Origin of the sequence: Bacteroides faecis (genome assembly GCF_020091505.1) — a bacterium.
Classification (GTDB): domain Bacteria; phylum Bacteroidota; class Bacteroidia; order Bacteroidales; family Bacteroidaceae; genus Bacteroides; species Bacteroides faecis.
The window spans coordinates 4184405-4209691 of record NZ_CP081916.1 but is presented as its reverse complement, the minus strand read 5'-3'; the positions used below and the strand labels follow the sequence as shown (position 1 = coordinate 4209691).

Below are 25287 nucleotides of genomic sequence, written 5' to 3'. Positions count from 1 at the left end.
GATTTATGAATTAATAGATTATACAAAACGAATGAGAGGCATAAGCTTCTTCAAATCAGCATCAAGAGGGAATGGCATATTTCGTTCCTCAATAGTACCTCTTACCATCAATCCGCAAGATTGATTAGCAACAGTCAGATCAACTTTAGCCATCGTAATCACCACCTCGGATGTTTCTACTGTAGCCTCGGCAGAACCTGCATCAGCTTTTGATTTTACAGCGACCAATACCATATCTTTGGCCATCGCACCAATGGCAGCCGCCAGCGTAATAGAGTCATAAGCAGCATTACTCTTGTCGATAGCGGTAATTTTATCGGATGCTCCATCAAATTTTCCACCGACAGTCACGAAATCACCAATTGCAAACAGATGATTTTTAGCTACCTTGATGATTTTTCCTGCTGTTTCTACAGCCTCCAGCACTTTTGCTGTCTTGATGATATGCCAACCACCGTTTTCATCGCGTCCTGCGATGCAGTAAGGTGGCAACTCATCTAATGGCTGTCCGTCAAACAGGGCCTTTCTCAAATCAGCACGGGCAATAGTGCCACCGCCGACAACATCCTCCAACATCTTAATGATGGCGGGATGGTACTGAAATTCTTTTTCTTTTTTTAAATACATGATACAATAAAATTTAGTTATTACTCAATACCAAGACTAGCGACACCACTGGATTCACCAGCTTCTTCTTTATTCATGATATCCAGCCACTCTTTTTCACTACGGTCTTTTACCTGTGATTGTGGGGTGTAGTTACCATTTTCGATTTCATCTGTCACAGCGGACTGGCGAATTTCAGCATACTCTTCTGCCAATTCCTTAATCTGATCTTCGACAGATATTTCAGAATTTACGTCGATACGCTTGAACCACTTTTCTGGTAATTTTGCGTTATCAAAGAGAACCTTAGCTGAAGCCTGTTTGCTGGATGTTGTAATATTCCCAGTTAAGGTGGTAACGCTATTGGCTAACTCTGATATTTGTTTTTGTTGAGCCTTGAATAGTTTCATCAAAGAGGCGGGAACACCTTCGAGATCTTCTTCTTCATTTTCTTCATTCTCTTCTGATTCTGTCGTTTTCTTGGTCTTTTTAACTGGTTTGATTGGCTTACCGTCCTTCAGACCATTATTCTTCTCATATTCAGCGATAGCGTCCTTTTTCGCTTTTTCTACTGCGGATGTATCTTCAAGATCAGGAAGAATATTGTCTTTGAATAAGGCAACATAAGTAGCAATATCTTCTTCTTTTTCGATTTTGAAAAGTTTCTGAACCTTAGAGGCGTACTTTTCGTTTACACCTGCGGCTTTCAAGCCCTTCTTAATAGCATCAATGATTGTCATAACGATTTTCTATTAAAATATAAGGGGAGTAACTTTTTCCTTCCCTTATATTTTATTCCAGAATCAATGAGTATATTTGCAATATGGATAAGAAGAAAGAATATAAGGAGAAAGCTAAGATCCTCGCTCTACAGAATGGGTTCGATCAGGTTTCCTATTATGGAGAGTGGAAAGGCTACTTGGTATATACAGCATCCCGGAAAGAAGACAAGGAATGCTGCATTGGATATCCTCAATTTATTCTTGTGAAAGATGATGCTGCACATCTTGCACCATATACACAATCGCCGGATATAATGGGAATGGCTCCTATGCCCAAAGACTATACAAGTTCATTCTTATAACTTTCTCACTATTCTATCGATAATATCTGTGTTTACCAATAGATTGTCTACACGCAATACATTTACTCCATACTTAAGACTTATATCTTTGGATATAACTTTCCAATCGCCCAAACGACCGATTTGTGGATCATAAATACGGATTGAACCGTTTTCTAACCTATCAACAGTAATAATATGTCCACCTTTTCCGTCTTTCCACATAAAGTCAATGTGATACCTGCCGGCTTCTTTGGTTAACTCGTTCAATTCTTTATTCAATTGAGTGAGAGTCTTGCTTTTAATATCAAGTCCTGATACATATTGTCCACCTGCCTGTTTCTTCTCAGGTGTCTGCATTGTTTCCGGATCAATCCAGGCCCAGTTAGTTTTTCCAGAGAGTTCATAAGGAATGTTCCCTTCTTTTTTAAGGTTAGGTAGTGCTGTTACATCATATCCACGTCTTCTCAATTCATTAGCAACTACGCATGACTGACAGTTTACACTGAATTCTCTTCCTTCTCCATAACCGATGTTTCCTCTCAGTTCATTTGCTTCTTCGAAGGTCATATCTTCACCTCTCTTTATGCCGATTTTTTGCTCAATCTTACTCTGATTGAAGTTTCTTACAAACCGGTCGTCCCATCTTTTTTGAATATCATTTTTCTCAGCATCGGTCTTGATGCGCTTTGTTCTTGATACTTTTATGACTTCGGGTGTAGTAGGCTGGGGAGTTCTCTCTCTTTGCAAATCTCCTTCTTTGCTAAAGTTATCCTTATACCAAAAAGCGGATTGCACCCCATTTTTATTCTCGTCAACAAAATCCTTTGCTGTTTTGGGAATATCTGTTATAACCTGTTCTTGCGGAACTGTATCGTTTAGCAGGAAATCAGCAAAGTTGTCCGGTTCCATCGTGATCGGAGTAGCAAAACAGATACAGAAAGGATGAAAACCTATAAACTTGAACGTTTTCGGATATTTACCTACCATTGCATCACATATCTTGCATGGTCCGCGATTATTGGCCGAGCGATGTATCTCAATACCTAATATAAAATCCTGTTTACTCCAACGTTCATAGTCAGCGGTACGATAAGACATATTGGTAGATGTAGCTGTAAGACGTAATGCGTTCATCTTTGAACTACGATATATACCTTGTCCTGGGTGATAGTTCTTCATAGGTTGGGACATAACAAGTTTCCCTTCTTTATCCTTTACCCGGCGAAATCGTTTGTCCGGCTCATTTAGGATTTGCCTAAGATCTTGACTTATCCGTGAAGAACTTCTACCAACAGATAGACCTGTCTGTAAATAATACTCGAGTTGTGTTTTTGTCTGATCCGCAAGATTCCACACCATTGGAGACAGATTATTGCCGCGTACATCAACCCCTTTCCTAAGTTGAGAGAGTGCGTCTTTGTTTGTAGCAAACATTCCTTGCTTCCTTACAGAATCAATAGCCATGCCTTTGATGTATTCTGATATAAAATCCTCATTCTTCATTTCAGAGCGCTTCCATGCGTCTATGTTGAAGGCTGTAAGATTCGTGAGAAGAAGAGACTGTAACTTATCCAACTCCCGATCCACACATTTTTCGACAACTTGATTACGTAACCATACATTATCGCTACTACGATTTGCCCATTGTTGGAGAAATGGGGTAATAGACAGAATAAATCGATTAAAGATATTGGCCACTTCGCTTTGCTGAGCCAATATCTTTTGTATATGCTGCTTGTCGTAGAATGTTAGTCCTTTCATTGATATATCGGTCCTAGCGGATTGTTATTGACTGAAGCTGCTTGTTCTTCCTGTTTCATTTTCTCAATTTCCTCTTTTACATTCTGAGTATAAGGAGAACGTGCGGTAAGTGTTTCCTGGCTATTGATTGGTTTCCCACCTCCGGCTGTTGATAGATTCTGTAAGTCTTCTGCTAAATTCTTCGGGAGAATAGAGCCGAAAGACACCTCAAAATAATTATTCATTATAGCATTGGAATTTTTGATATGTGATATATTCGCCATGCCTGCTTGTACAATAGCCACACATCGTTGTACTACCGGTCCGAAGATTTCCATTTGTTCCGTAGCCTTAATTTTTGCATCAATGGTCATAAACTCACGGGAGACGCCTGATAGGTCACCTATGCCAATAAGATTGTCAAACGACAAATCAGGACATGATGCACCAGAGAATATTTCGTGGCGTTCATTACTAATCTCTTCCTTTTGTGAATCTATGGACTGTTGCCATGATAGGTATTCAGCATCACCATGATACGCAGTGCCGGTATCAGGGTCAACTTCCATAGAAAAGTTTAATTCTTTCCCTACTGTATCTTTTGATGGGAGATTCGACAAACCGAAAGATTTTAGCATTGGGTCGCCGAAGTAGTCGTTAGTATCTGACATTCTAGAGATCCGCATTTCATAATGGTCCATGAGTAAAGCGACATCTTCCCAGTCCGGTTGGTCTACCTCTGCATATACTACAGGGATTTTGCCGAATAGGTTATTATCTGACTTGATTTCCCACTGGCCCCCCTTATTTATAGCTGTGATAACTTTGTCTGAGGTGTATATTTTGACACACTCGTAGGTAGAGTAGTCAATCTTGGTTGTGAACTTATGAATGAAAGCATCCATATCATCATCATCGTCAAAATGTGGATAGAACTCATAAGTAACGTTATCATCCTTTGGCAAAGAGAGTATCTTGGCTTTCAGTTCCGGGACTTTTTTCCCATTTACAACTTTGTTTACAGGGTAAAATACAATAGCGGCTTTTGTTTCTGACAACACCTTACGGGCAAAGCTCATAAGTACTGACTTCATTTTGAGTTTGCGGACAAATATCTTTTTGAAATCCTCCAAGCTTGCATCATCTGTATTATCTGCTGTGATGGTCATATCTCCGCCAAATAAAAAAGCTGCTGCTGTGCGAACAATCTTCTTTGGGATATTGGTCACTATTTTGGCAACAGGAACAGTTTTATCCTCTAATCGTTTAGGCTCCATTTTACCCGTTTGGGTATTCAATTCTTCTTCTGTTTCAGAATAGACAGCTACTGTCTTAGGTTCACGGAAACCAACGGATGTAGTGCGACGGTTACGCTTACCATTATACTCTTCTAAATATTCCCGTGGCTCACGATTTTCTATGGTGTCCACGCAAAGATCACTTACAATCCTTCCAAAGTCGTCTTGAACTAAAATTTCACTAATTGATGCCATATACTTTTCTCTTAAAATATATGGCAAACAGGATTTATCCACGTCCTACCTTACGAGTCGATGTTTTTTTTAATTTTAGACCAAGCGATTCTGCGAACTCTGCAAGTATTGTCATTCCGTCCGGTGCGTCGTCATGAGCGTTATCACCTTCACGCTTGTAACTGGTAAGCGCTTTCATGAAACGGCCGTAGTCTGATCCTTTAGTGTATTCTGATTCGTCTAAGAATACACAATGCTTCTTTATCCAGCCAGCCTTCATGATAATACGTGTTTCCTTGTGCTGGGTTGTTGGCCGGGCTTGTATAACACACGATTTCTTTTTAGCTGTAACAAGTTTGCGTACATTGATAGCAAATATACGCCCGCCATTGTTTGATTCAATGCGTAGCTGATCGCACTCTGTATCAATAACCATCTGTGCCAGGCGCGGTTCTGTAACTTCAACAGGATCCTTTGTGAAAAGAACATTCGTGATGAAGTATTTCGGTCCGAATACCTTTGCAAATGGTGCACAGAAATCATCATCGCCCTTATCAGCTGTATCACAAGCACCAAGTACACCATCAGGTTTCTTTCCTACAATATCAGCACTCTTGAAGCGCATGAGAGAGGATTTAGGGAATAGCAAACCTTTGGCTTCGAACGGTTCCTGCATATACTCGGCCATCCAGATACTTTCATCCGTTTCAGAACGTAGTTCCCGATAATACTCTGTTGTATGTACGTCAGCGCAGAACGTTTCATCGTTTTCATCTAGTGCAGCGATACGGATGATTTCATTATACTTGCCGGCTTCTTCTAAACGTCCAAGGACATCGCTAGAGGACCAGCGAGTACCAATATCAATCATGCAGCAGCTTCCTTCAATACGGGAGTCGTGTGTACCTTGCTTCCAAGACCAAACCTTTTCATTGTTATTATCAGATAGAGCATCTTCCAAGCTCTTGTATAAGTCGTCCGTCATGGCGAGCATAGATGCACCGAAACCAATGACAGTACCACCAACACCACCACCGAAATAAGACACCTGTCGAGCGCCTTCTACATTCCAGCCTTTGACATTCTGTTTATCTCCTTTTAGGTGAATCTCAGTAAATATCTCACGATAACGTTTTGATTTGACAATATCGCGGGTATCATAAGAGAGCTTGTTGTATAACGTGTCAGAACAACAGTTACGCATTACAGATTCTTCGGGAAAGTGTCCATACATCCAAGCGATGAAAAGAGAAGATATATATGACTTTCCAGCACGTGGTGGCATGCTGACAGCAAGACGGTAGATTATACCCGCAGAATACGAGCTGTACACACGCATGAACGCTTCCGCGACCTTTTTTAGGAACAGACGTTTAGAGAAAAACTTCGGATCATAGTACAAACAGAATGCCCAAAAGTCTTTCTTTGCTATTCGTTTGCGGAGTATGGTAGCAGCTTTCGCCTTACGAATCAATATTTCTCTTTTACTTTTCTTCTTTACCATCAATAATAGCCTGTAACTGTTCGTCACTCAATCCTTCCAGTTCATCACCAAGATTCACATTTGCATCAACTTCTTTCTTGTCACGCCATTTCTCCGGCTGCCGGTTCTTCAACCAAAATATTGCAGCCGTTGTATCAGGAGGATAGTGCTCAATGTATTCTTTTGAATCAGTTATTTTTCCCTCTGTCGCAGCAAACTTTGTTGCTTTACAATTATAGCCAATCGCACGGTTATAAAGACGGTATGCCACATTGGCATCCGCGATATTTTTCCCTTTTTTTAGGGACTCAAGAAATTCGGGATAGTCTTTTTTCCATTTGTTCAAGGTCTGCTCAGAAACAGAGAAAAAATCGGCAAGCTCTTTATCTGTTGCGCCAAGCAGACAAAGCTTTAACGCTTGATTGGCATATTCTTTTTGATATGCTGATTTGCGTCCTCTTTTTTTCTTTTCAGATTCATCTTTCGCTTGTGTCATTAGTTACAGATATTTTCTTTGGATATGGTTTAGACATTGATTTAATCGTTTTCATACATCTTTTATCAAGAGGAAATACATATTTTATCTTTGTTTCTCCTTTGATTACTTCAGCTTTTGGATCTACATGCTCACGTAACCAATCAATGGTTGAAGTGCCATATTTTGAGTTGATTGAACGCCTGTGTGTCAATTTGCCATTCAACATGATTCCACGCTCTGATGCAAACTCTCCTAAGTAATACCAATTTGTCGCTTGATAGATTGTTCCGATGTGTCCTTGGTTACGATCCGCATAACTGACAACAAGTCTAACAGCAGGAGCATCTATCTTTAGTAGCTTCAGTGCCATGGCCAATGCTTGAGAGGTACATTCCTGCTTCCCGTTAAGAGCAACCCTGACAAGTTCCATCACCTGTCCCTGCACCATGCTGAAACTGGAGGCTATGAACTGATTTGCACCGTTCGAGAAAAGGATTACACCACACCATTCTCCTTCAGAATTGAAAACGGAGTACCCGAGTCTTGCCTGAGGAACAGCATGTGCATAATGAAAATGTAAACATGCATATTTTGAAGCTTGATATGATGCTTTTTCTAGTCTCATAATTCCCCACCTCCAAAGACATAACTTGCCCCATCAAATTTCTCTATCAATGGCTTCATTTCTTTTTCAAATAATTCGGCCTGCTTCATGTCAGTGAATGCAATTTTTATATATGGAGGATCTTTACGGCGAGGAGCAGTCAGATCTTCTGGTATTTTAGAATCAACATCTTCTGTCAATGAATCAATTTCATCACTAAGTAATCCCCAATCAGGCAGATTTACTTCAAAGTCTTCTACAAGTAATGAGAAATCAAATGATGATGTATCAGATGTACGATTGTCCGCAAAAGAGAGAAGCTTTCTTTTTTCGTCATCAGTAGCTAAATCTACACGTTTAATTGCAATCAGCTCATTCCCGTCTGATTCGATAATGCGGACTTTTAATCCAAGAGATTGCGCTTGCTCATATACACCATTACCGGATATGATTACATCATCCCGGTCGACCACAATTGATCGACCGGCACCACATTCAACCAAACTCTTGTTGATTAATCGTTTGTTTTCTTCCCCATGAATACGATAATTGTGAGGGTCATATTTAATATTTTCATTATCCATAGCAGGTTTTATTCTAAAATATAGATTCTCCTGCTATATTTTCTCTTATTACACTTCTCAGTCTTATTTTTAGATAATAATTTTTCTATTAAGATAATCAACTATATTATTAATCTGACCAAAGATTAATGATGAAGCTAGTGCTTCTGCATCCCAACCTGATATGTCAAAGTCTATAATTTGATCACCATCAAAACAATTATAAATAGAAGTATACCGTTGAAAATCTCCAATACCTCTTGCTATTTCTCTATAATACGCAACTTCTATCTTGTTTTTTTGAACTTCAAAAATAATTTTCTTATCAAACATAGGAGCTAAAGTCCAGTACTTACCTATTATCTTCACAAACTCATCAAAAGCAGGTTCTATATCAACATCAGTGAAGCTAAATCCAAATGCTTTCAATAAAGCTAACAACTTTGTAAAGTCTGAACTGGATGTTATATATTTTCCTGCAAATCTTTGATTTAATTTTATATTTTGGGTTCTTATTAAATAATTAGCTTTAACTGTACGTTCCTTTATTATACGTAAATTGCTTTCTACAGTTTTTCCATCATCCATTGATGAAATAATGATATCTGATAGTATGTCACTAATTTGGGGGTATTTTTCTAAATCCTTATCCAATAGAATATTAGTGATATACCATTTCAATTTGTCCTTTAAAGAATAGATATATTCTTTACTGTTTGAGAATTTGCTTATATAACCTGTAAAATCAGTATTATCTCCATAAACATGGGCATATATCTTCTTGATATTATTAATATCGCAGACAGTGACTATTTTATCTAAGCAGAATTTGTTATCACCGCATGTTTTATCAACCCCATATCTATCGAAATGAGCAGAGAAAACATTGAGTATTCTAAAAATATGAGCAGGATCTATTCTGTCAAGATCTTCTATAATCAAAACAACTTTTTTAGTAGGATTTAGCTTTCTATATTCGCATATTATATCGTGTATCAATTGAGAAATACTATCAAATTCATATATTGATCCTTTCAGTGAATCAAATTTGGTGATATATAATTCTGATGTCTTATCAACTGACTTAAATTGTTCTTTATATTTATCAAACTTGTCTTTTATGTTTTTTATTTTTTTGATAACACTACTTATACTTATATCCACTCCGTAAACGTTGATTTTGGGTATCAAGTCTATAACATCTAAAATTGCGTCTTCTGATTTATTCATAAAATAAGAATAAATTAACGATGCATTACTTAACTCTATTTCATTAATGTTGATATCTTTATTCGATAGTAGCCTAATCAATATATCTCTTTTTATTAGTTCAAAGATATCTTTATTGTCCATTACCTGATAATTTACAGGATATATTGGAATGAACAGATATTCATCTGAATATTCTTTTATAAAGCTATTAATGAAGTAGCTTTTCCCATCGCCGAATTTTGCTGATAATATACATCTTGAATTAGCATCAAGATATTGTTTAAAGTCCTTAAGATAAGGTTCTATTGGAATCATATTTTCTTCTGTAGCCATGTCTTTGTTATTTTTTTACCAAAAGTAATAATATTGCAAATTAGAACAATGAACTTCCATTAATTTTCTTTCTAATAAGTTCCTGCACTCCGTTATAAATTTCATATAGTTGTTTCAATGTTTCCGGACCTTCCCAGTCGGAAAAATTACCGTCTTGGAAGAAATGAAACTCAAAAACACGAGCTGCTACTGGACCTAAATCAAGGCTTTCAAATGTATCTCTTACTAAATGCAGTTTATTTAGTATTTCAGTATTTCTATCTTCTGATTCATCCGGGATATCTTCAATATCCAGCCTTGAATAATCTACATTACCATCCACAGGCAGGGGCTTGTATCTACTCCTATACTGTGAAGTAGGAGAGGATGCGTTTAGCTTTATCATCTTCAAAACAAAGAAATCAAGCTCTGTATAGCCATTTTTTTTTGTTTCAAGTAGTTTGTCCAGCAACCTGTTTTTCTTTTGAAGGAGCGAACAAATAACCTCATTCAAGACATCTGTCGCTTCATCAGGAATGCCGGCAAGCCCACAATGATACAAAGAGTAATCAAGCCAGCGTTCGTAACGTTTTGTTATGTAATTATTTACTGCTTTACTTGCCATAAGCACAAAGATTTTATATATTTGCTGTTCCTAATAGCTATAAGCTTTGTGCTTATGAGAGTGGTCGGCGGTGGTACGCCGGCCGCTTTTATTTTCTAGCATTATTTCAATAGATTCATCATTTCATCGGCAATCATTACTGAAATTCTTGCTATTGAACTTGGTGTATCATTCTTTTTCCCTATAACTAATGAAGGATTAGATAACATAGCTTTCATTGCTTCGATAGCAATCTTTTCCTTTTTCTCTTTTATAACTTCTCTGTATTGCCAACAATTAGAGAAATCTCGACTGGCAAGATGTACACAGCCTATCTTTGATGAACATTTACCGCAATCTATAAGCATATCGTTTCCTCCCACTCATAATTCCATAATCCTAACTTACCTTTCACGTCCACGATGGGTTTCTCAAAGAGAATAGGATTAGCGAGTACCCAGTGATAAACGCCTTTCTCTGCCCATACAGATGGATGATTCAGTACGCAGTCTACTATCTCTACACTACCGATGATAGAACCAAATGGTAAACAACCAAACATACACTCTTTAGCAATTGTAGTAAATGCTTCCTTTGCTTGTTCATCAGTCAAATTCACTTTGAATTTCTTTCCATATGAACCACTGGAATGTATTAGCACCCGTCCACGGAAATTCGTTCTCCATGTCCGGTTCTCAATATCTTTTATACCATGGACTATTAACGACGCCCAGGGTTGTTTTACTGTCAATACTTTAATTTTCATATATATACTTGTCTATGTACCAATACAGTACGTAATAACATACAGTATAAAAAACTATGGCTGCAATGGTGATAACAGCCAATATCTCATATTTTTTCATTTTCTTTACTCTTAGCAATATTGTAGTTGCATAAATACATCCCGATATCTTTCTCTGCGACTTCTTTAGCGGGAATCTTATCACCGTAAATCGTTTGCAGGGCTTCATTGTCGCCTCTCCATGCTCTCCAAAGTACTTCCGGGGGGTATCTGTCTGGTAGATATGGAAAGAACTTTAAGAAGGCCTCGAAACTCTGCATAGCTTCTTCTCTAGTATTTCGAATGCCTTTCGTACCTAGAACGATATCCTTACTCAGCATCTCAGATCGTGAATATCCATTCTCCGTGTCTTGACGTATCTTTGCGCTTTCCTTACGTTCGATTTCACGACGCCTGTCTTTGCAGAAATCGGCAAGCGCCACCATGATCGCTTGATTGTTTATCTTCGATCCCCAAACGAACTGCCCACGGCTGCCGTTTTTTAGCTGAGAGAAGAAGATACATAACTCGGCCAGGTTCAGATACCAGTAGCTGGACAATATCGACAGAGCTGTTTCCGCTAGCTGGGCATCGGTTAACTCAACACCGGCATAGCTGAGTACTGACTTCAAATGCTGCGTGATAATCTCTACCGATGTTGAATTGCTAAAACTCCTGTTTACGTCGGCCAGAGTAGGGATATTCCCGGCATTGGCTACGTCACACAATGAGACATTACAGTTCAACTGTGCGATTGTTCCACTCCATTCAGCGACCAATTGAGAGGCCGTCGATCCAGCTTGTAAGGCTTGCTGTATCGGAGTTAACTCCTTTCGGATCACTGCTGTCTCCTGGACTATCTGCAATGGGCTTAGCACCGCCTGTATCCCTGCTTTTATTAATTCTCCGTTCATCTTTCTTGTTTTTAAGTTCAATTTTCAACCAACTGGCAAAATGGGACATCGCATCTTTAGGAGATTTTGATGTTTCGCCTTTGTTCTGTTGCTCCATGAAAAACAGCTTCAGACACTCGTGAAAATCCTCTAATGTGAAATCAGGGTTTCCGGAAGAACGAGTATTCATCGTTACTGTCTCCGCCCACGATCGGTTCGATTTAAGTTCGGTATAGCAATCGTCCAAAGACTTGTCGAAAAAACTATCAGTCGGAAACAGTTCTCCCACGCGTATATGTGGGGGAGAAGATTTTCTTTTATTTACTTTACTTTGTTCATTATCACCTACATTTATTGAGTTATTGACGTCATTAATCGAGTTATTGACGTCATTAATCCAAAAATCAGGGATAATTTCAACATCTTTCCTTTTTGAAGTGCAGCTTTTAAATCTATTTTGAATACCACGGGAAGATAAAATATGGAACTTTCTATACAGGGTGTTATCGAATAATTCCACTTGTAGGGCCTTCTTCACGACTTCACTTACAGCGCCCTCGGATACCCCGACTATATCAGCAATATCAAAAGGCATTTCTTTGTCCCACACGATGTAATACCCTTTATCCTTGTAGATATTACATAGCAGGCAAATTAGTATAGTGACGGAATTTGGGCCACAAGCATTTATTATCTTGCGTACTTTCCTATCAGATAAGAAATCTGTATCTAAAGGAAAATAATCCAGTCCCTGTTTTAATGGTCTTGCCATATTTAGATCTTTTTTATGCCGTCAGCTTTTGACGTATTAAGTTCATATTCTTTTTTACGAGATCAATAATTCGTCCATGATACTCGGTATCCTTGTTGCATATACCACGTGATTGGATTACCTGAAACTTACTCAGATCCACCTCGATGGTTTCAATATGTTTTTCACCGATGCGGGCAGAGAGGATTAAAGAGTCTTTTTTTCTGAAATAGTTGTTCGTGAATACGCAGTGATGCATGATTTGACCTTCCTGTCTAAACTCATCGAGACTTTTTAAAGGGACTATGATGATGTTACCATCAGAAATATTTAGATCAAAGAATCTCGATTTGAGCTTCTCATACTCCTTCTCGTATTTTTTCAGTGCCTCCATTTGTTTCATATCACGCTGACGACGTTCCTTTTCTTCTTTTCTGCGTTTCCTTTCCATATAAAAGTCATGAGCGGAATTCAGATTATCAGGACAAACATAGTGAGCGTTACGGAGATCCTTGCCTTCATCTCCCAGGAGATCAAGGTAGTCAAACCACATGGAGGTATCCTTTACCACATAGTTGTTACGCATACAGATTTTGATTGTAGGCCATGTTCTTTTTATCTCATAATCCTTGCCTGCGCAAAACATCCTAAGCAATTCATACTGTCCGGCTTTCAGGAGGGTTTCAGCAGTACTGTCCGTGCTGATCAAACGGAAGAAGTCAAGAGCGTATATACTATGCACCTTTCCTTTGAATCCGTATTTTTTCCATGCCGACAGATAACGGCGTACAGGATAACAAGCATCACAGCCGATGTGATAAGCCTCTTTGTCGTTCGCTCTTATTTCAAGGTCAGTGCCAAGACACCATGCATCGCGATAATACGAGTGCATGTTTGCAAGCAGGGCCATTGTTTTGAATTTCCCATCGGCAGACATCCAGTTCTGGACAACTTCTCTTATACAATACGATGCCTCCTTTCCGGAATGGAACTCTTTTCTGATATAGAAATACCTAAAGACCTGAAAGCCATGACAGGTGGTGATGATATTAAAGTATTCATTATCCCGGCATGATTTACGGGTGGTGGTCTCAATCTTCAGATGGGTGCCACAATTCGGACAGATATCCATTTCTCCATCTTCCAACTTCATGAGGTCATAGAAGATTTTCCCACAGTGGGTGCAGGTTATCAGACCTTTTTTTAGGCGCAGTCCTACATGGTCCATCGCATTCATAATTCCCCATCTTCTTTGTTTTTCAGTCAATGCGGGGAGTTTTCCGCTGAGTTTGACTATCTGCTTTTGTAACTCTGTTTTCGGTTTCATAGGTCTTCAAATAATAAAAATTGCCCTAATGGTATTTCTGTTTTCTTCCCTTTACGCTTATTAGGGGAGGAAGCAGGCTTTTTAGTTTCCAGAAGTTCTGTAGCTGCTTCTTTTTTCACACTCACAGCTGATACCTTATAATTGGTTTGCTTATTAACTTTGATATCATCTTCATCGTAGTAATGGACCGCCATTCCGAATACTATGTCATTATCCATCCCGCATCCTTTTACTCCAGAACTTATCGTACTACTTTCTTTGAGAGCCTCGCCCATAATATAGGCAAGACACTCATCAATGCTCTTATTCTTCTTTCTATAGGCTACAGCAAACAGTTCATCAGACTTTGCCCGCTTATCCAAGTAAGATTGAATGGTCTGTTTGAATGAATTTTGTTTTTTCATATTAATAGTTGATTGATAAAGGCATTAGTAAATAAGTAAGACTACGAACTTCTTCATCGCAGCGGGTAAAGATTGAGGCTTTCGACGGATCGCTCATGGTGATAGCAATATCTTCCGAAGGAATGCTGTTTACCATCTCTATCAAAAAACTGCTCTTGAAACCTATTTCAATATCACAGCCTGACTGCAGGCTGATCGTTTCTTCTGCAGATTTAGAAAAGTCTAAATCATGAGCTGCTATTTTAAGAGAGTTGGGATCGAATTTGAGTACCACCAGAGATGAGTTGCTGTCACAGAAGACAGATACACGCTTTAGAGCTGAAACTATATCGGCTTTCTTTAATACTGCACGATTGGGCTGGTTTTGAGGGATAACGGCACGATAGTTAGGGTACCGGCCTTCAATCATACGGCAGACTAACCGGTATGAATCAAACTCAAATAAAATATTAGTCTGATTTACCGATATTTCTACTTCCATGCAATCTTCCGGAACAATATTAGAAAGGATTTTAGCAAACTTGCTTGGCAGGATAAAGGCCGCCCGTTCCTTGCGCGTATAAGCGGATGGATTTTCAATCATTGCTAGACGGGTACCATCTGTTGCGACAAATGACATTGAATCTAAACCGATATCAAAATAGACACCATTCAGTACTGGACGGAGTTCATCATTGGCACTACAGATCAAGACTTGTCTTATTCCGTATAATAAGTCATTGCCAGAAACGAGAAATGGGCTGGCAGTATCATCCGTGTTCATGGATGGGTATTGATCGCCTTTTTCAAGTGGTATTGAAAACCTGCCATTAGCGTACTTGACAATCAATTCCTTTTCAAGGATGGATATAGTCAATGGTTGTTCGGGGATTTCTTTTAATCCGTCGAGTAATGTTTTGGCGTTAGCCATGAAAGAATAATTGATGAAGTCGGCAGCGCCATCTACGTTTGTAGAGATGCGCCCACCTTCTTCCCCTGCTGTCACTAGAATAAGACCATATTCATCAACAACAAACAAAAAGTTGTCATAAGCTGGTAATGTGTTTTTAGGCTGTATGATTCGCCCGATTGATTTCAACTTATCTAATAAAGCTGTTTTTGAAACTGTAATTTCCATGCGTCATTGTTTTGCGGCGCATAACGTAAAAATGAGATGAGTTTCAGTAATAAGCGCTATTGAAGCATATATATGCAATAAAAGCCGGACAAAACCATTGTTTTATCCAGCTCAACACCATTCTGTTTGCAAATATATATAGAGTTTTTGTATTTGCAAACGTTTCAGTCTTTTTTTTCTTCTTTTTTCTGCAATAAATCCAATACAGCGCGATTTGCCTTATCACAAATACTATAATCTATATCAATGTAGATATCGGCCATCTTATAGTCGTTATTTACATGACCGAGGCAGAAGTCAATGTCTGCCTTCGGTACTCCGGCCTTGTTTCTTGCCAAGCTGGCCCAGCTGTGGCGGGCCCAGTTTGTGGTGACCTTGAAGTCTAGTTCTAAGTTCATACAAATGTCTTTCAGTCCATTATTGATTGCTCGCATGAAATTATTCAAGCTACAGTAGTTGGTATGAAAGTAGGAGAGGAAATAACCCTCTGTGTATTTATCAAGCAGGATGCGAAGCTCCGGCTCGATCTTGACGGAAAGCGGTATCTGTTCGTGATTCTTCTCCGTATTCGTTTTAGATCGCATGTACTCCAGTCTTCCGCGGCGTTCGCACGAAATACTATATAGGTCGTTGATATTGACTCCCATCATGTAGAACATCATCATAAAGACATCACGTGCCATATTAGTACGTTTCTTGTCAGATTGGAAATCCCTAATCTTCAATAGAGTGTTGATGTCTATATTCTTTCGTTTCCTCCGGTACTCCGGTATCTCAGCCTTTTTGAACGGATCGCCTGGAATCCTTATAATATCAAAGTCCTCATTGTTGTAATAGAGCTTAGCTTTGTTATACAATGCTCTGAGTCCTCTAAGGTAATGGCTTATTGTGCCCGGTTCTAAGGGAATGCCGGCGGGGCCGGAGTGATATAAGTCTTTGATCATCTTATTTAGAAGAAATGAGGTGATTAGCTTAATATCTATCTTCTTTCTTTTTGTGTACCAACATAGTGTATCAATGGAAGAACTATACCATTCGGCTGTTTTCTTCTTTTTCGTCTGAATTACTATGTTTTGGGCGAACTCTACGAAGTCTATAAACTCGGCGTCAGGAGCTAGGGATTTCTCTATTTCTTCTTTTAAATCCTTGCATGACATAAACTGAGTTCTTTCTTGTCCTAGCTTTAAATACTCTCTCCTGATCTTTTGGATATACGCATTTATTTCGTACTCTATCATTTCGCCGTTTGTAACGTTTGGCAGGATCCGTCCGGAGTCATCCATGTTTCCGGGTTGGATATAGTAGCTGGTGGCTATATACTGGGATTCTCTATTATGATAGATTCTAATTTTTATATTGGATGTTCCATCTTGTTTTATATGTCTTCCAGTTTGGAAAACGATCGCTTTAAATGTTGCCATACTGTTTTAATGTTTTTTAAAGGTTTAAAATCGCATTAAACAGCTTGAATCGGGGTAAATTGATGGGAAACCGCTTTAATTTCCACTAAATAGGTGCAAATAGAGAAACCTGTTCAAAGATAGTTCAAAGAATTATCCCCTTTATTTGCCCCTAAATGGGGTATAATTAAGTCTATTTTGTACCAATGAAAAAAGCCGATACAAACTGTATCAGCTCAACACCATTTAATTTTTCTTGACTTGAATTTTTCGTCGGGGTAGCGGGATTCGAACCCACGACCCCCTGCTCCCAAAGCAGGTGCGCTAACCGGACTGCGCTACACCCCGAAAACTTTTAACCGAACTCCCTCTTTTCTTTGTAGTCGGGGTAGCGGGATTCGAACCCACGACCCCCTGCTCCCAAAGCAGGTGCGCTAACCGGACTGCGCTACACCCCGCTACTTTTAAAGGGTTGTTCTTTTCAAAAGCGGTGCAAAGATAGGGAGTATTTTTTAATTATCAATAGCTAAATGAATGTTTTTTATGGGTTAATTTACAATCGACTGAAATTCATCAGTTTGCAAGTTAACTTTTTTTCTTGGCAGAAATAAGAAGCATCATTGGACGTCGAAGTTCATCTTTCATTTCCGGGATAGTATCCAGCATAATCTTACTCGGTTCCGGTTCTATTAATTCACATATCTCAAATCCGGTCTGAAGAAGGCTATTGATATAAGTAGTCAAGGTCTTATGATACTTGACAACTTCTTCGCCTAAAAAAACGGCAGTACGTTTACCCTCATTGAAATAGCGGTCTACAGGCCAGTGAGCACGCTTTCCTTCTTGATCGTAGTACCAATCCTGATTACCATAGGCTGTGAATATCGGATGCTCTACTGAAAAGACAAAAGAGCCTCCTTTAGTAAGGCAACTGCTCACTTTGCGGCATATATTAATAAAAGATTCCAAATAGTGGAATGTCAATGAACTAATTACAATATCATAAGTCTCCGGTTGAAAATCGAAATCCTCAATAGCCATACATTTATATTCAATGAATGAGGAAGAATTTCTTTTCTGCGCTTCTTCCAACATTTTTTCGGGAATATCGATTCCGGTCACGTTTTTTGCTCCATGCTCAATAGCATAGATGCAATGCCAGCCGAATCCACAGCCTAGATCCAGTACTCTTTTGCCGATGAAATCCGGTAACATTTTCTGTAATATATGCCATTCTCCGGCACCTTTCAATCCTTCTACAGAGCGGGACATTTGAGCATATTGACTGAAGAAACGATCATCGTCATATTTATTTTTTTTCATAACTTACATGAGGGTTATATTAGATGAACAAATATATGCATTTGTGCGATTATTGGTATGAATTAACTGAAAATAAAATCAGATAGGATGAACTATCCTTTGCTGTTTTCTGTTTTCAAAGTAGAAAACTAAAAATAAAAAAGCCATATGAAAACAAAAAAGCAAAAAGAAACGAATGAAAAGGAAATCCCTTTGTTAGAACAAAAAGGATATGAAAGAATGGTCAATGAGATCGTTCCGGTTCAACAAGTGGAAGCTTATCGAAAACCGACTCAGAAAGCGGTAAAAGAAGCTGTGAAGGAATTGAATCCTGATACAAATAGTTTGGGTAGCAGAGGATGATTGAAATACTGAATGACAATCATTATGCTACTTTTTATATGCCCTGTAATGCTGATGACTTAGATGAAAATAAGCCTTAGATTGGCTTTTTATCTCTTTTTTATCAAGGAAAAATAGCTTCCTCACTGAGGAAGCAAGCGTTGGTTTTAAACCAACGAGGTGTTCCTTTTAAACCAACAAGCACATTAGTCGTACAACATAGTGCATATATTAACCTGTTTTATACAATATCAGTCTGTGTTTTTGCATATTATTGCATTTGTTTATGCAGTTTGTTTTTTGGTTCATAGCTTTTAGCGCAACCTTTTTTCAATATAATCTTAAAAATAGCACATCACGGTACAAATATCCATAACTCTTATTTGGGAAAAGTGAGGATAAAGCTGCTTCCTTTGCCTACTTCCGATTTTACATTGATACTTCCTTCATGTAGAGTCATTATTTGCTTACATAAACTTAATCCGATGCCCGAACCGGATGTTTTGGTAGTAAAGAAAGGAACAAATATTTTATCCAGCACATCGGGCAGAATGCCTTCTCCATTGTCAGATATCGTTAATGCAGTGTTTCCGGTAGAGAGTTTTTTTACTTTTACCTGAATATTTTTATCAAGTTTCCGATTACATGCTTCGCGAGCGTTCTTCAGCAGATTGATAAGAACTTGTTCTATTTGTGTCCGGTCTGCATTTAATTTCAATTCGGGTGAGGGAGCTTCAAACTGAAACTCTTCTTCCGGAAATAACTTTTTTAAGTCCGTGAATAATTCTGCAACAGAAATCTGTGTGCGGATAGGAGTAGGGATTCGTGTCAGGCGGCGATAGTTCTCTACAAATTCTAGTAATCCTTTACTTCTCCTGTGAATGGTCTGCATGGCTTGCAGCATAACAGAATATTCTTTCTCTCCGGGTTGGCTGGGAATTCCTCTTTCACTTAATGTTTCCGAAAGTGAGATGATAGGTGTGATAGAGTTCATGATTTCATGAGTCAGTACACGTATTAGCTTTTGCCAGGCCTCCATTTCATTGCGTTCCAGTACCGAATGAATATTTTTTAAGCTGATCAACTGCTGTTCTCTTCCTTGAGTGGCAAATGTGGTGCATGAGACGGCCATTTCCAGCACAGTATTATTCTGTTCGATACGAATAACAGGTGTATCACTGGTAGCAGAAGCTTTCAGTAAGCTCTCCGGTAACTGAGATATTTGTCCTAAATGAGTGACGGCTGCCTGATTCATCCATTCTATATGCCCGGCTTTGTCGGCAACAAGTACTGCCGTATCTACCTTATTCAATAAGTTTTCGTAGTATTGGTGCTTAATCTCTTCTGCCAGTAACTTTCCCCGAAAGTCTTTTAAAGTATCCGAAAGTTCCTCCGCCCATTCATTCATTATTTTATTTTTGAAAGGCGGGTGAAAAGTTTGCATCATATCATTATAGCGAAGGCCGTCTGTCAGCCGTCGCAAAAGAGCGATTTGCTTGAACTGCATGCGGTAGAGATGCACGGCGGTAATTATCAGCAATATCATGCAAATAGTAGTACTGAACCATAACTGTTTTTGAAATAACAGATAGCTACCGATAGAAAGCAATACTATCAATAAAATGTGTAAAACCACTCTGATTGCAAATCGTTTCATAAGCCTAGTTTTTCAAGTTTGCGATATAAGGCAAAACGGGTAATACCTAAATATTCGGCAGCACGGGAAATATTCCCTTCACTAAGTTTCATGGCTTTTTCAATGGTTTGTCGTTCAATTTGTTCCAGGTTCAAAACGGTCTCTTCCTCCTTCTTTTGTTTGGGGGTAGCGTGGAATTGGAAGTTTTCGGGTTTTAATAAAGAACCGTCTCCCAAGATTACTACACGTTCCATCGTATGTTGCAACTCCCGCACATTGCCTGGCCATGTATATTTCAGCAGTTTGTTTTTGGCTTCTCGTGTCAGACCGCGCATTTCCTTTTTATATTTGCGTGCGTAGCGGTCCAGAAAATATTCGGCGAGCAGAATAACATCATTTCCACGTTCGCGTAGCGGTGGGATATGTATTTCAATTGTATTAATACGGTATAGTAAGTCCTGACGGAAGCTTCCTTCATCTACCATGCGGCGAATGTCTGCATTTGTGGCACAAATCAGGCGGACATCAATAGGCACGGCTTGTGTACTTCCCAAACGGCTGATCTGGCGCTTTTCGATAGCTGTAAGCAGCTTCGACTGCATGGGAAGTGAAAGATTGCCGATTTCATCCAAAAATAAAGTGCCATTGGTGGCCACCTCCATCCGGCCAGCCTTTGACTTTTTGGCATCGGTGAAAGCGCCTTTTTCAAATCCGAATAGTTCGCTTTCGAATAATTGTTCGGGGATACTTCCCAGGTCGATGGTTACAAATGGCTTGCCGTATCGCGGTGAACAGCGGTACAGGAGTCTGGCAATTACGTCTTTGCCGGTTCCGTTTTCGCCCAGAATCAGAATGTTGGCATCCGTGTTGCTTAGCTTGTTGATGGTTGTGAAGACTTCCTGCATAGCGGGAGATTCGCCGATAATATCTCCTTCCGGAGAACTTTGACCGCTGAGTACTTCTACTTGTTCTTTTAAGATAGTAACTTCTCGCTGAGATTGACGCAACCGTATACCGGAGGTTAACGTTGCCAATAGTTTTTCTTTTTCCCACGGCTTGGGAATAAAATCTGTCGCACCGGCTTTAATCGCTCGTACAGCTTTATCCGTATCTGCGTATGCTGTCATAAAAATGACAATAGCTTGCGGATCGATTAGCAATATTTGTTTCAAACTTTCAAACCCTTCCTGTCCGCTAATAGCATCGCGGCTGAAATTCATATCCAATAAAATAAGATCGGGCTGGAAGGTCGTCATAAAATGTTCGATACGGTCGGGAGTAGTGGCTACTTTTATCTTTTCCGTATAAGGCTCCAGCAACAGGTTAAGAGCGAAGAGTACATCTTCGTTGTCGTCTACTATAAGTATCTTACCTAATTTGTTTACTTCTTCCATATCTCAGTAATCTGTTAGATTCGTCGTTTTTCATTCATACTTTTGATGGATGTTATGTTCCAAGGGCAAAGATATAGATAATAATCATGTGCTGTATGTGCGATTGCGCACTAAATTTGTGCGTATCTGCACACATGTTGTTATGACTGTTAAATCGTATATTGCTGATATATAGAGTGATATAGCAATGGCATAGGTTTTGAATAGCAAATAGTAAATAAAACGAAGAATGAACCTGAGAATAATCTATATAACTATTGGAATTTTGTCGACAAGATTACTGGCTGCTCAAAATCAAACCATGGAGTTGACTTTGGAACAAGTGGTGAATATGGCACGGCTAGAATCTCCCGATGCACAGACTGCCCGTCACAGTTTCCGGTCTTCTTACTGGAACTATAAATATTATCGTGCTAATTATTTGCCTTCTTTGAATTTATCATCCGATCCCAACCTTAATCGTGCTATTAATAAAATAACGATGGGAGATGGTTCGGTTAAGTTTGTCGAACAGAATTTGTTGAATACAGACCTCACTTTGAATCTTTCACAAAACATCCCTTGGACCGGAGGTTCTCTCTTTCTTGAAACTTCTGCCCAGCGTATGGATTTATTTAGCGAACATAAATATTCGTGGCAAACTTCACCCGTGATGATAGGATATCGTCAGTCTCTTTTTGGTTACAATAGTCTGAAATGGGATAAACGCATTGAACCGGTGCGCTATCAGGAGGCAAAGAAGAGTTATGTGGAGACATTAGAATTGGTTTCTGCCAATGCGATTAATAAATTCTTCGCATTGGCCACTGCACAAAGTAATTATGACATTGCTTCTTTTAATTATGCCAATGCCGATACATTATATCGCTATGCCCAAGGGCGTTATAATATAGGTACGATTACAGAGAATGAAATGCTGCAACTGGAACTCAATCGCTTGACAGAAGAAACAAATCGTATGAATGCCCGTATCGAAATGGATAATTGTATGCAGGAACTCCGTTCTTATCTGGGTATACAAGAAGACCGTGAGCTTCGTGTACGTATCAGTCCGCAGGTTCCGGATTTCAGTGTCAATCTGAATGAAGCACTGGCATTGGCGTACGAAAACAGTCCGGACATTCAAACGATGAAACGTCGGAAACTGGAAAGTGAAAGTGCCGTGGCAAGAGCCCGTTCTAATGCAGGTTTGAAAGCAGACATATATCTTCGTTTCGGTTTGACGCAGACTGCCGATAACCTGCCGGATGCTTATCGGAATCTGCTGGATCAACAATATGTTAGCCTGAGTATCTCTCTTCCTATTTTAGATTGGGGACGCGGTAAAGGGCAGGTGCGGGTAGCGCGTTCTAACCGTGACCTGGTTTATACTCAGGTGGAACAAAACCGGACGGATTTTGAACTGAATATCCGCAAATTAGTGAAACAATTTAATCTGCAGACACAGCGGGTGCGTATTGCCGCCCGCACAGACGAAACGGCTCAACGAAGAAATGAAGTTGCCCGTAAGCTTTATATATTGGGGAAGTCTACCATCCTCGACTTAAATGCTTCTATTTCAGAAAAAGATAGTGCCCGCCGTAATTATGTTTCGGCTTTATACAATTACTGGAGTTTATACTATACGCTCCGCAGTATGACACTTTATGATTTCGAACGGAATGAACAGCTGACAGAGGATTATAATCTTCTTATTGAATAGAAAATTAATGATTGAATATATAACCAATAAAAACACAAAATACCATATAAGATCATGGATATAAAATTAGAAAAGAAACCGTGGTACATTCGTTATAGATACTATCTGATGGGAGGTCTTTTATTTGCCGCCTTTCTGGGTTATGTAGTTATCTTGTCATTAGGTCCCCGAAAATTGCGTATTGACGCCGAGAATGTTCAGATAGCGGAAGTCAAAGAGGATAATTTTATGGAATATGTAGATGTAGAAGGACTGATTCAGCCGATATTGACCATTAAAGTCAACACCCGTGAAGCAGGAAGCGTTGAAAGCATCGTTGGCGAGGAAGGAAGTCTGCTTCAGCAGGGAGATACCATTCTTATCCTTTCCAATCCGGATTTGCTTCGCAGCATTGAAGACCAGCGTGACGAATGGGAGAAGCAAATGATTACCTATCAGGAACAGGAGATAGAGATGGAGCAGAAGAGCCTTAACTTGAAGCAACAAGCTCTGACGAACAGTTACGAGCTGGAACGACTGAAAAAGAGCATAGCCCTTGATCGGGAAGAATTTCAAATGGGAGTAAAGAGTAAGGCACAACTGCAAGTTGCTGAGGATGAGTATAACTATAAGCAGAAAAACGCAGCCTTGCAACAAGAAAGTTTGCGACATGATTCTGCCGTTACGATGATTCGTAAAGAGTTGATTCGCAATGATCGGGAACGGGAACGCAAAAAATATGAACGTACTCACGAGCGATTGGATAATCTGGTGGTGACGGCTCCTGTAAAAGGACAACTTAGCTTTGTCAGAGTTACTCCGGGCCAACAGGTTTCTTCCGGTGAAAGCATTGCTGAAATAAAGGTACTCGATCAATATAAGATACATACTTCGCTTAGCGAATATTATATTGACCGGATAACTACCGGGCTTCCGGCCACTGTCAATTATCAGGGAAAGAAATACCCGTTGAAAATAACGAAAGTGGTACCTGAGGTAAAAGATCGTATGTTTGATGTTGATCTGGTCTTTACGGGGGATATGCCCGATAATGTGCGGGTTGGTAAGAGTTTCCGTGTGCAGATAGAACTGGGGCAACCGGAACGGGCGCTCATTATTCCACGCGGCAATTTTTATCAGTCCACGGGAGGACAATGGATTTATAAAGTGAACGCTTCGAGGACAAAAGCGATCCGTGCACCATTAAGTATTGGTCGCCAGAATCCGCAGCAATACGAAATTACAGAAGGTTTACAACCGGGAGATTGGGTAATTACGACGGGATATGATACCTTTGGCGATGCGGAGGAGTTGGTATTAAATTAATAACTCGGACACGATTTTAATATATTATGATAAAGTTTTATTTTAAAGTAGTATTTAGAAACTAGTGGAAGCACAAGATAAGGAATGAATGCTATAATTTTTTAAATATACTATTATGATCAGAACTATTAATTTACAGAAGATTTTCAAGACCGAAGAGGTAGAAACTTGGGCATTGAATAATGTGAGCATCGAAGTGAAACAGGGTGAGTTCGTTGCCATTATGGGACCTTCCGGTTGTGGAAAGTCAACATTACTCAATATTCTTGGACTATTGGACAATCCGACAGGAGGGGAGTATTACCTGAATGGAACCGAAGTATCCAAGTATACAGAATCTCAGCGCACCAGTCTTCGCAAAGGGGTAATCGGTTTCGTTTTTCAGAGTTTCAATCTGATAGATGAATTGAATGTCTATGAAAACATTGAATTGCCTCTGCTCTACATGGGTATCTCAGCTTCCGAACGTAAAAAGAGAGTTGAGACTGCTATGGAACGGATGGCTATCACTCATCGTAGCAAACACTTCCCGCAACAGCTTTCCGGAGGGCAGCAACAACGTGTTGCCATCGCCCGTGCAGTAGTTGCCAATCCTAAACTGATCCTTGCCGATGAGCCTACCGGTAATCTGGATTCAAAGAATGGCAAAGAAGTGATGGGACTATTGAGTGAGTTGAATAAAGAAGGAACCACCATTGTTATGGTGACACACTCACAGCACGATGCAGGTTATGCCGACCGTATCATTAATTTGTTTGATGGTCAGGTAGTAACGGAAGTCAGCATGTAA

At 39.4% G+C, this 25287-nt stretch carries 26 protein-coding genes and 2 tRNA genes; 5 read left to right on the top strand and 23 right to left on the bottom strand.

The window, feature by feature from the left end; genetic code table 11:
- Positions 1 to 18: 18 nt before the first annotated feature.
- Both K6V30_RS16450 and K6V30_RS16445 read right to left on the bottom strand, forming a co-directional pair.
- On the bottom strand, positions 19 to 627 hold the full coding sequence (locus K6V30_RS16450; RefSeq protein WP_022302153.1) for a hypothetical protein: 609 nt from the start codon (positions 625 to 627) through the stop codon (positions 19 to 21).
- A gap of 20 nt (positions 628 to 647) precedes the next feature.
- Positions 648 to 1346, bottom strand: coding sequence for a hypothetical protein (locus K6V30_RS16445; RefSeq protein ID WP_022302152.1), 699 nt, complete (start codon positions 1344 to 1346; stop codon positions 648 to 650).
- Between the two features lie 83 nt (positions 1347 to 1429).
- Here K6V30_RS16445 and K6V30_RS16440 point away from each other — a divergent pair, with 83 nt between their 5' ends.
- The gene (locus K6V30_RS16440; protein ID WP_022302151.1) at positions 1430 to 1690 is read left to right on the top strand and encodes a hypothetical protein; all 261 of its coding nucleotides are present in this window, start codon (positions 1430 to 1432) and stop codon (positions 1688 to 1690) included.
- Here K6V30_RS16440 and K6V30_RS16435 read toward each other — a convergent pair.
- The 19 genes from K6V30_RS16435 to K6V30_RS16345 all read right to left on the bottom strand — a co-directional run bounded on the left by K6V30_RS16435 (position 1685) and on the right by K6V30_RS16345 (position 18139).
- A complete protein-coding gene (locus tag K6V30_RS16435; protein WP_022302150.1) occupies positions 1685 to 3433 on the bottom strand; it encodes a toxin glutamine deamidase domain-containing protein in 1749 nt (582 codons plus the stop codon). The two genes, K6V30_RS16440 and K6V30_RS16435, sit on opposite strands and share 6 nt — an antisense overlap.
- Positions 3430 to 4905, bottom strand: a complete 1476-nt coding sequence (locus tag K6V30_RS16430; protein ID WP_055268861.1) for a phage portal protein — start codon at positions 4903 to 4905, stop codon at positions 3430 to 3432. The genes K6V30_RS16435 and K6V30_RS16430 overlap by 4 nt, the downstream gene beginning before the upstream one ends.
- A 34-nt stretch (positions 4906 to 4939) precedes the next feature.
- Positions 4940 to 6388, bottom strand: a complete 1449-nt coding sequence (gene terL / locus K6V30_RS16425; protein WP_055268862.1) for a phage terminase large subunit — start codon at positions 6386 to 6388, stop codon at positions 4940 to 4942.
- Entirely contained in the window at positions 6369 to 6863 is a 495-nt protein-coding gene (locus K6V30_RS16420) for a helix-turn-helix domain-containing protein (protein ID WP_055268863.1), read from the bottom strand. The genes terL and K6V30_RS16420 overlap by 20 nt, the downstream gene beginning before the upstream one ends.
- A complete protein-coding gene (locus tag K6V30_RS16415; protein ID WP_055268864.1) occupies positions 6844 to 7470 on the bottom strand; it encodes a Mom family adenine methylcarbamoylation protein in 627 nt (208 codons plus the stop codon). The genes K6V30_RS16420 and K6V30_RS16415 overlap by 20 nt, the downstream gene beginning before the upstream one ends.
- A complete protein-coding gene (locus tag K6V30_RS16410) occupies positions 7467 to 8033 on the bottom strand; it encodes a ParB N-terminal domain-containing protein (protein WP_070101297.1) in 567 nt (188 codons plus the stop codon). The genes K6V30_RS16415 and K6V30_RS16410 overlap by 4 nt, the downstream gene beginning before the upstream one ends.
- Before the next feature lie 69 nt (positions 8034 to 8102).
- Positions 8103 to 9557 carry a P-loop NTPase fold protein gene (locus K6V30_RS16405; RefSeq protein ID WP_055268865.1) on the bottom strand — a complete coding sequence of 485 codons (1455 nt, stop codon included), beginning with the start codon at positions 9555 to 9557 and terminating at the stop codon, positions 8103 to 8105.
- Between the two features lie 40 nt (positions 9558 to 9597).
- Positions 9598 to 10161 (bottom strand): hypothetical protein, encoded by a 564-nt coding sequence (locus tag K6V30_RS16400; RefSeq protein WP_055268866.1) that lies wholly within the window; start codon positions 10159 to 10161, stop codon positions 9598 to 9600.
- A gap of 101 nt (positions 10162 to 10262) precedes the next feature.
- Entirely contained in the window at positions 10263 to 10523 is a 261-nt protein-coding gene (locus tag K6V30_RS16395) for a hypothetical protein (protein WP_155520375.1), read from the bottom strand.
- Positions 10499 to 10906, bottom strand: a complete 408-nt coding sequence (locus K6V30_RS16390) for an ASCH domain-containing protein (protein WP_070101298.1) — start codon at positions 10904 to 10906, stop codon at positions 10499 to 10501. The genes K6V30_RS16395 and K6V30_RS16390 overlap by 25 nt, the downstream gene beginning before the upstream one ends.
- 86 nt (positions 10907 to 10992) lie before the next feature.
- Positions 10993 to 11670, bottom strand: a complete 678-nt coding sequence (locus K6V30_RS16385; protein ID WP_224207168.1) for a hypothetical protein — start codon at positions 11668 to 11670, stop codon at positions 10993 to 10995.
- Positions 11671 to 11692: 22 nt separating this feature from the next.
- Entirely contained in the window at positions 11693 to 12589 is an 897-nt protein-coding gene (locus K6V30_RS16380) for a DUF4373 domain-containing protein (protein WP_081030751.1), read from the bottom strand.
- Positions 12590 to 12602: 13 nt separating this feature from the next.
- On the bottom strand, positions 12603 to 13895 hold the full coding sequence (locus tag K6V30_RS16375; protein WP_055268869.1) for a PcfJ domain-containing protein: 1293 nt from the start codon (positions 13893 to 13895) through the stop codon (positions 12603 to 12605).
- A complete protein-coding gene (locus tag K6V30_RS16370; protein WP_055268870.1) occupies positions 13892 to 14299 on the bottom strand; it encodes a PcfK-like family protein in 408 nt (135 codons plus the stop codon). The genes K6V30_RS16375 and K6V30_RS16370 overlap by 4 nt, the downstream gene beginning before the upstream one ends.
- Position 14300: 1 nt before the next feature.
- Positions 14301 to 15416: a DNA polymerase III subunit beta gene (gene dnaN / locus K6V30_RS16365; RefSeq protein ID WP_055268871.1), complete on the bottom strand. Its 1116-nt coding sequence runs from the start codon at positions 15414 to 15416 to the stop codon at positions 14301 to 14303.
- Between the two features lie 164 nt (positions 15417 to 15580).
- Positions 15581 to 16837 (bottom strand): phage integrase SAM-like domain-containing protein, encoded by a 1257-nt coding sequence (locus K6V30_RS16360; RefSeq protein WP_055228812.1) that lies wholly within the window; start codon positions 16835 to 16837, stop codon positions 15581 to 15583.
- A 252-nt stretch (positions 16838 to 17089) separates the two neighbouring features.
- A tRNA-Pro gene (locus tag K6V30_RS16355) sits at positions 17090 to 17164 on the bottom strand.
- Positions 17165 to 17199: 35 nt separating this feature from the next.
- Positions 17200 to 17274 (bottom strand) — tRNA-Pro (locus tag K6V30_RS16350).
- Positions 17275 to 17401: 127 nt separating this feature from the next.
- A complete protein-coding gene (locus tag K6V30_RS16345) occupies positions 17402 to 18139 on the bottom strand; it encodes a class I SAM-dependent methyltransferase (RefSeq protein WP_055268872.1) in 738 nt (245 codons plus the stop codon).
- Positions 18140 to 18286: 147 nt separating this feature from the next.
- On the opposite strand from K6V30_RS16345, the gene K6V30_RS16340 reads away from it, so the two are divergent.
- Entirely contained in the window at positions 18287 to 18481 is a 195-nt protein-coding gene (locus tag K6V30_RS16340; RefSeq protein ID WP_010538050.1) for a hypothetical protein, read from the top strand.
- A 358-nt stretch (positions 18482 to 18839) separates the two neighbouring features.
- On the opposite strand, the gene K6V30_RS16335 is transcribed toward K6V30_RS16340, so the two are convergent.
- Together K6V30_RS16335 and K6V30_RS16330 are read right to left on the bottom strand one after the other, a co-directional pair.
- Positions 18840 to 20117, bottom strand: coding sequence for a sensor histidine kinase (locus tag K6V30_RS16335; protein ID WP_055268873.1), 1278 nt, complete (start codon positions 20115 to 20117; stop codon positions 18840 to 18842).
- A complete protein-coding gene (locus K6V30_RS16330) occupies positions 20114 to 21490 on the bottom strand; it encodes a sigma-54-dependent transcriptional regulator (protein ID WP_010538048.1) in 1377 nt (458 codons plus the stop codon). Before K6V30_RS16330 ends, K6V30_RS16335 begins: the two co-directional genes overlap by 4 nt.
- A gap of 229 nt (positions 21491 to 21719) precedes the next feature.
- Here K6V30_RS16330 and K6V30_RS16325 point away from each other — a divergent pair, with 229 nt between their 5' ends.
- The 3 genes from K6V30_RS16325 (at position 21720) to K6V30_RS16315 (ending at position 25287) form a co-directional block, all read left to right on the top strand.
- Positions 21720 to 23192, top strand: a complete 1473-nt coding sequence (locus K6V30_RS16325; protein ID WP_010538047.1) for a TolC family protein — start codon at positions 21720 to 21722, stop codon at positions 23190 to 23192.
- A 54-nt stretch (positions 23193 to 23246) separates the two neighbouring features.
- On the top strand, positions 23247 to 24497 hold the full coding sequence (locus tag K6V30_RS16320) for an efflux RND transporter periplasmic adaptor subunit (protein ID WP_010538046.1): 1251 nt from the start codon (positions 23247 to 23249) through the stop codon (positions 24495 to 24497).
- A gap of 115 nt (positions 24498 to 24612) precedes the next feature.
- The gene (locus K6V30_RS16315; RefSeq protein WP_010538045.1) at positions 24613 to 25287 is read left to right on the top strand and encodes an ABC transporter ATP-binding protein; all 675 of its coding nucleotides are present in this window, start codon (positions 24613 to 24615) and stop codon (positions 25285 to 25287) included.

Excerpts from the sequence above, each read along its gene's own strand:
- K6V30_RS16450 (WP_022302153.1), bottom strand. The coding sequence starts at position 627 with ATGTATTTAAAAAAAGAAAAAGAATTTCAGTACCATCCCGCCATCATT.
- K6V30_RS16445 (WP_022302152.1), bottom strand. The coding sequence starts at position 1,346 with ATGACAATCATTGATGCTATTAAGAAGGGCTTGAAAGCCGCAGGTGTA.
- K6V30_RS16440 (WP_022302151.1), top strand. The coding sequence starts at position 1,430 with ATGGATAAGAAGAAAGAATATAAGGAGAAAGCTAAGATCCTCGCTCTA.
- K6V30_RS16435 (WP_022302150.1), bottom strand. The coding sequence starts at position 3,433 with ATGAAAGGACTAACATTCTACGACAAGCAGCATATACAAAAGATATTG.
- K6V30_RS16430 (WP_055268861.1), bottom strand. The coding sequence starts at position 4,905 with ATGGCATCAATTAGTGAAATTTTAGTTCAAGACGACTTTGGAAGGATT.
- terL (WP_055268862.1), bottom strand. The coding sequence starts at position 6,388 with ATGGTAAAGAAGAAAAGTAAAAGAGAAATATTGATTCGTAAGGCGAAA.
- K6V30_RS16420 (WP_055268863.1), bottom strand. The coding sequence starts at position 6,863 with ATGACACAAGCGAAAGATGAATCTGAAAAGAAAAAAAGAGGACGCAAA.
- K6V30_RS16415 (WP_055268864.1), bottom strand. The coding sequence starts at position 7,470 with ATGAGACTAGAAAAAGCATCATATCAAGCTTCAAAATATGCATGTTTA.
- K6V30_RS16410 (WP_070101297.1), bottom strand. The coding sequence starts at position 8,033 with ATGGATAATGAAAATATTAAATATGACCCTCACAATTATCGTATTCAT.
- K6V30_RS16405 (WP_055268865.1), bottom strand. The coding sequence starts at position 9,557 with ATGGCTACAGAAGAAAATATGATTCCAATAGAACCTTATCTTAAGGAC.
- K6V30_RS16400 (WP_055268866.1), bottom strand. The coding sequence starts at position 10,161 with ATGGCAAGTAAAGCAGTAAATAATTACATAACAAAACGTTACGAACGC.
- K6V30_RS16390 (WP_070101298.1), bottom strand. The coding sequence starts at position 10,906 with ATGAAAATTAAAGTATTGACAGTAAAACAACCCTGGGCGTCGTTAATA.
- K6V30_RS16380 (WP_081030751.1), bottom strand. The coding sequence starts at position 12,589 with ATGGCAAGACCATTAAAACAGGGACTGGATTATTTTCCTTTAGATACA.
- K6V30_RS16375 (WP_055268869.1), bottom strand. The coding sequence starts at position 13,895 with ATGAAACCGAAAACAGAGTTACAAAAGCAGATAGTCAAACTCAGCGGA.
- K6V30_RS16370 (WP_055268870.1), bottom strand. The coding sequence starts at position 14,299 with ATGAAAAAACAAAATTCATTCAAACAGACCATTCAATCTTACTTGGAT.
- dnaN (WP_055268871.1), bottom strand. The coding sequence starts at position 15,416 with ATGGAAATTACAGTTTCAAAAACAGCTTTATTAGATAAGTTGAAATCA.
- K6V30_RS16360 (WP_055228812.1), bottom strand. The coding sequence starts at position 16,837 with ATGGCAACATTTAAAGCGATCGTTTTCCAAACTGGAAGACATATAAAA.
- K6V30_RS16345 (WP_055268872.1), bottom strand. The coding sequence starts at position 18,139 with ATGAAAAAAAATAAATATGACGATGATCGTTTCTTCAGTCAATATGCT.
- K6V30_RS16340 (WP_010538050.1), top strand. The coding sequence starts at position 18,287 with ATGAAAACAAAAAAGCAAAAAGAAACGAATGAAAAGGAAATCCCTTTG.
- K6V30_RS16335 (WP_055268873.1), bottom strand. The coding sequence starts at position 20,117 with ATGAAACGATTTGCAATCAGAGTGGTTTTACACATTTTATTGATAGTA.
- K6V30_RS16330 (WP_010538048.1), bottom strand. The coding sequence starts at position 21,490 with ATGGAAGAAGTAAACAAATTAGGTAAGATACTTATAGTAGACGACAAC.
- K6V30_RS16325 (WP_010538047.1), top strand. The coding sequence starts at position 21,720 with ATGAACCTGAGAATAATCTATATAACTATTGGAATTTTGTCGACAAGA.
- K6V30_RS16320 (WP_010538046.1), top strand. The coding sequence starts at position 23,247 with ATGGATATAAAATTAGAAAAGAAACCGTGGTACATTCGTTATAGATAC.
- K6V30_RS16315 (WP_010538045.1), top strand. The coding sequence starts at position 24,613 with ATGATCAGAACTATTAATTTACAGAAGATTTTCAAGACCGAAGAGGTA.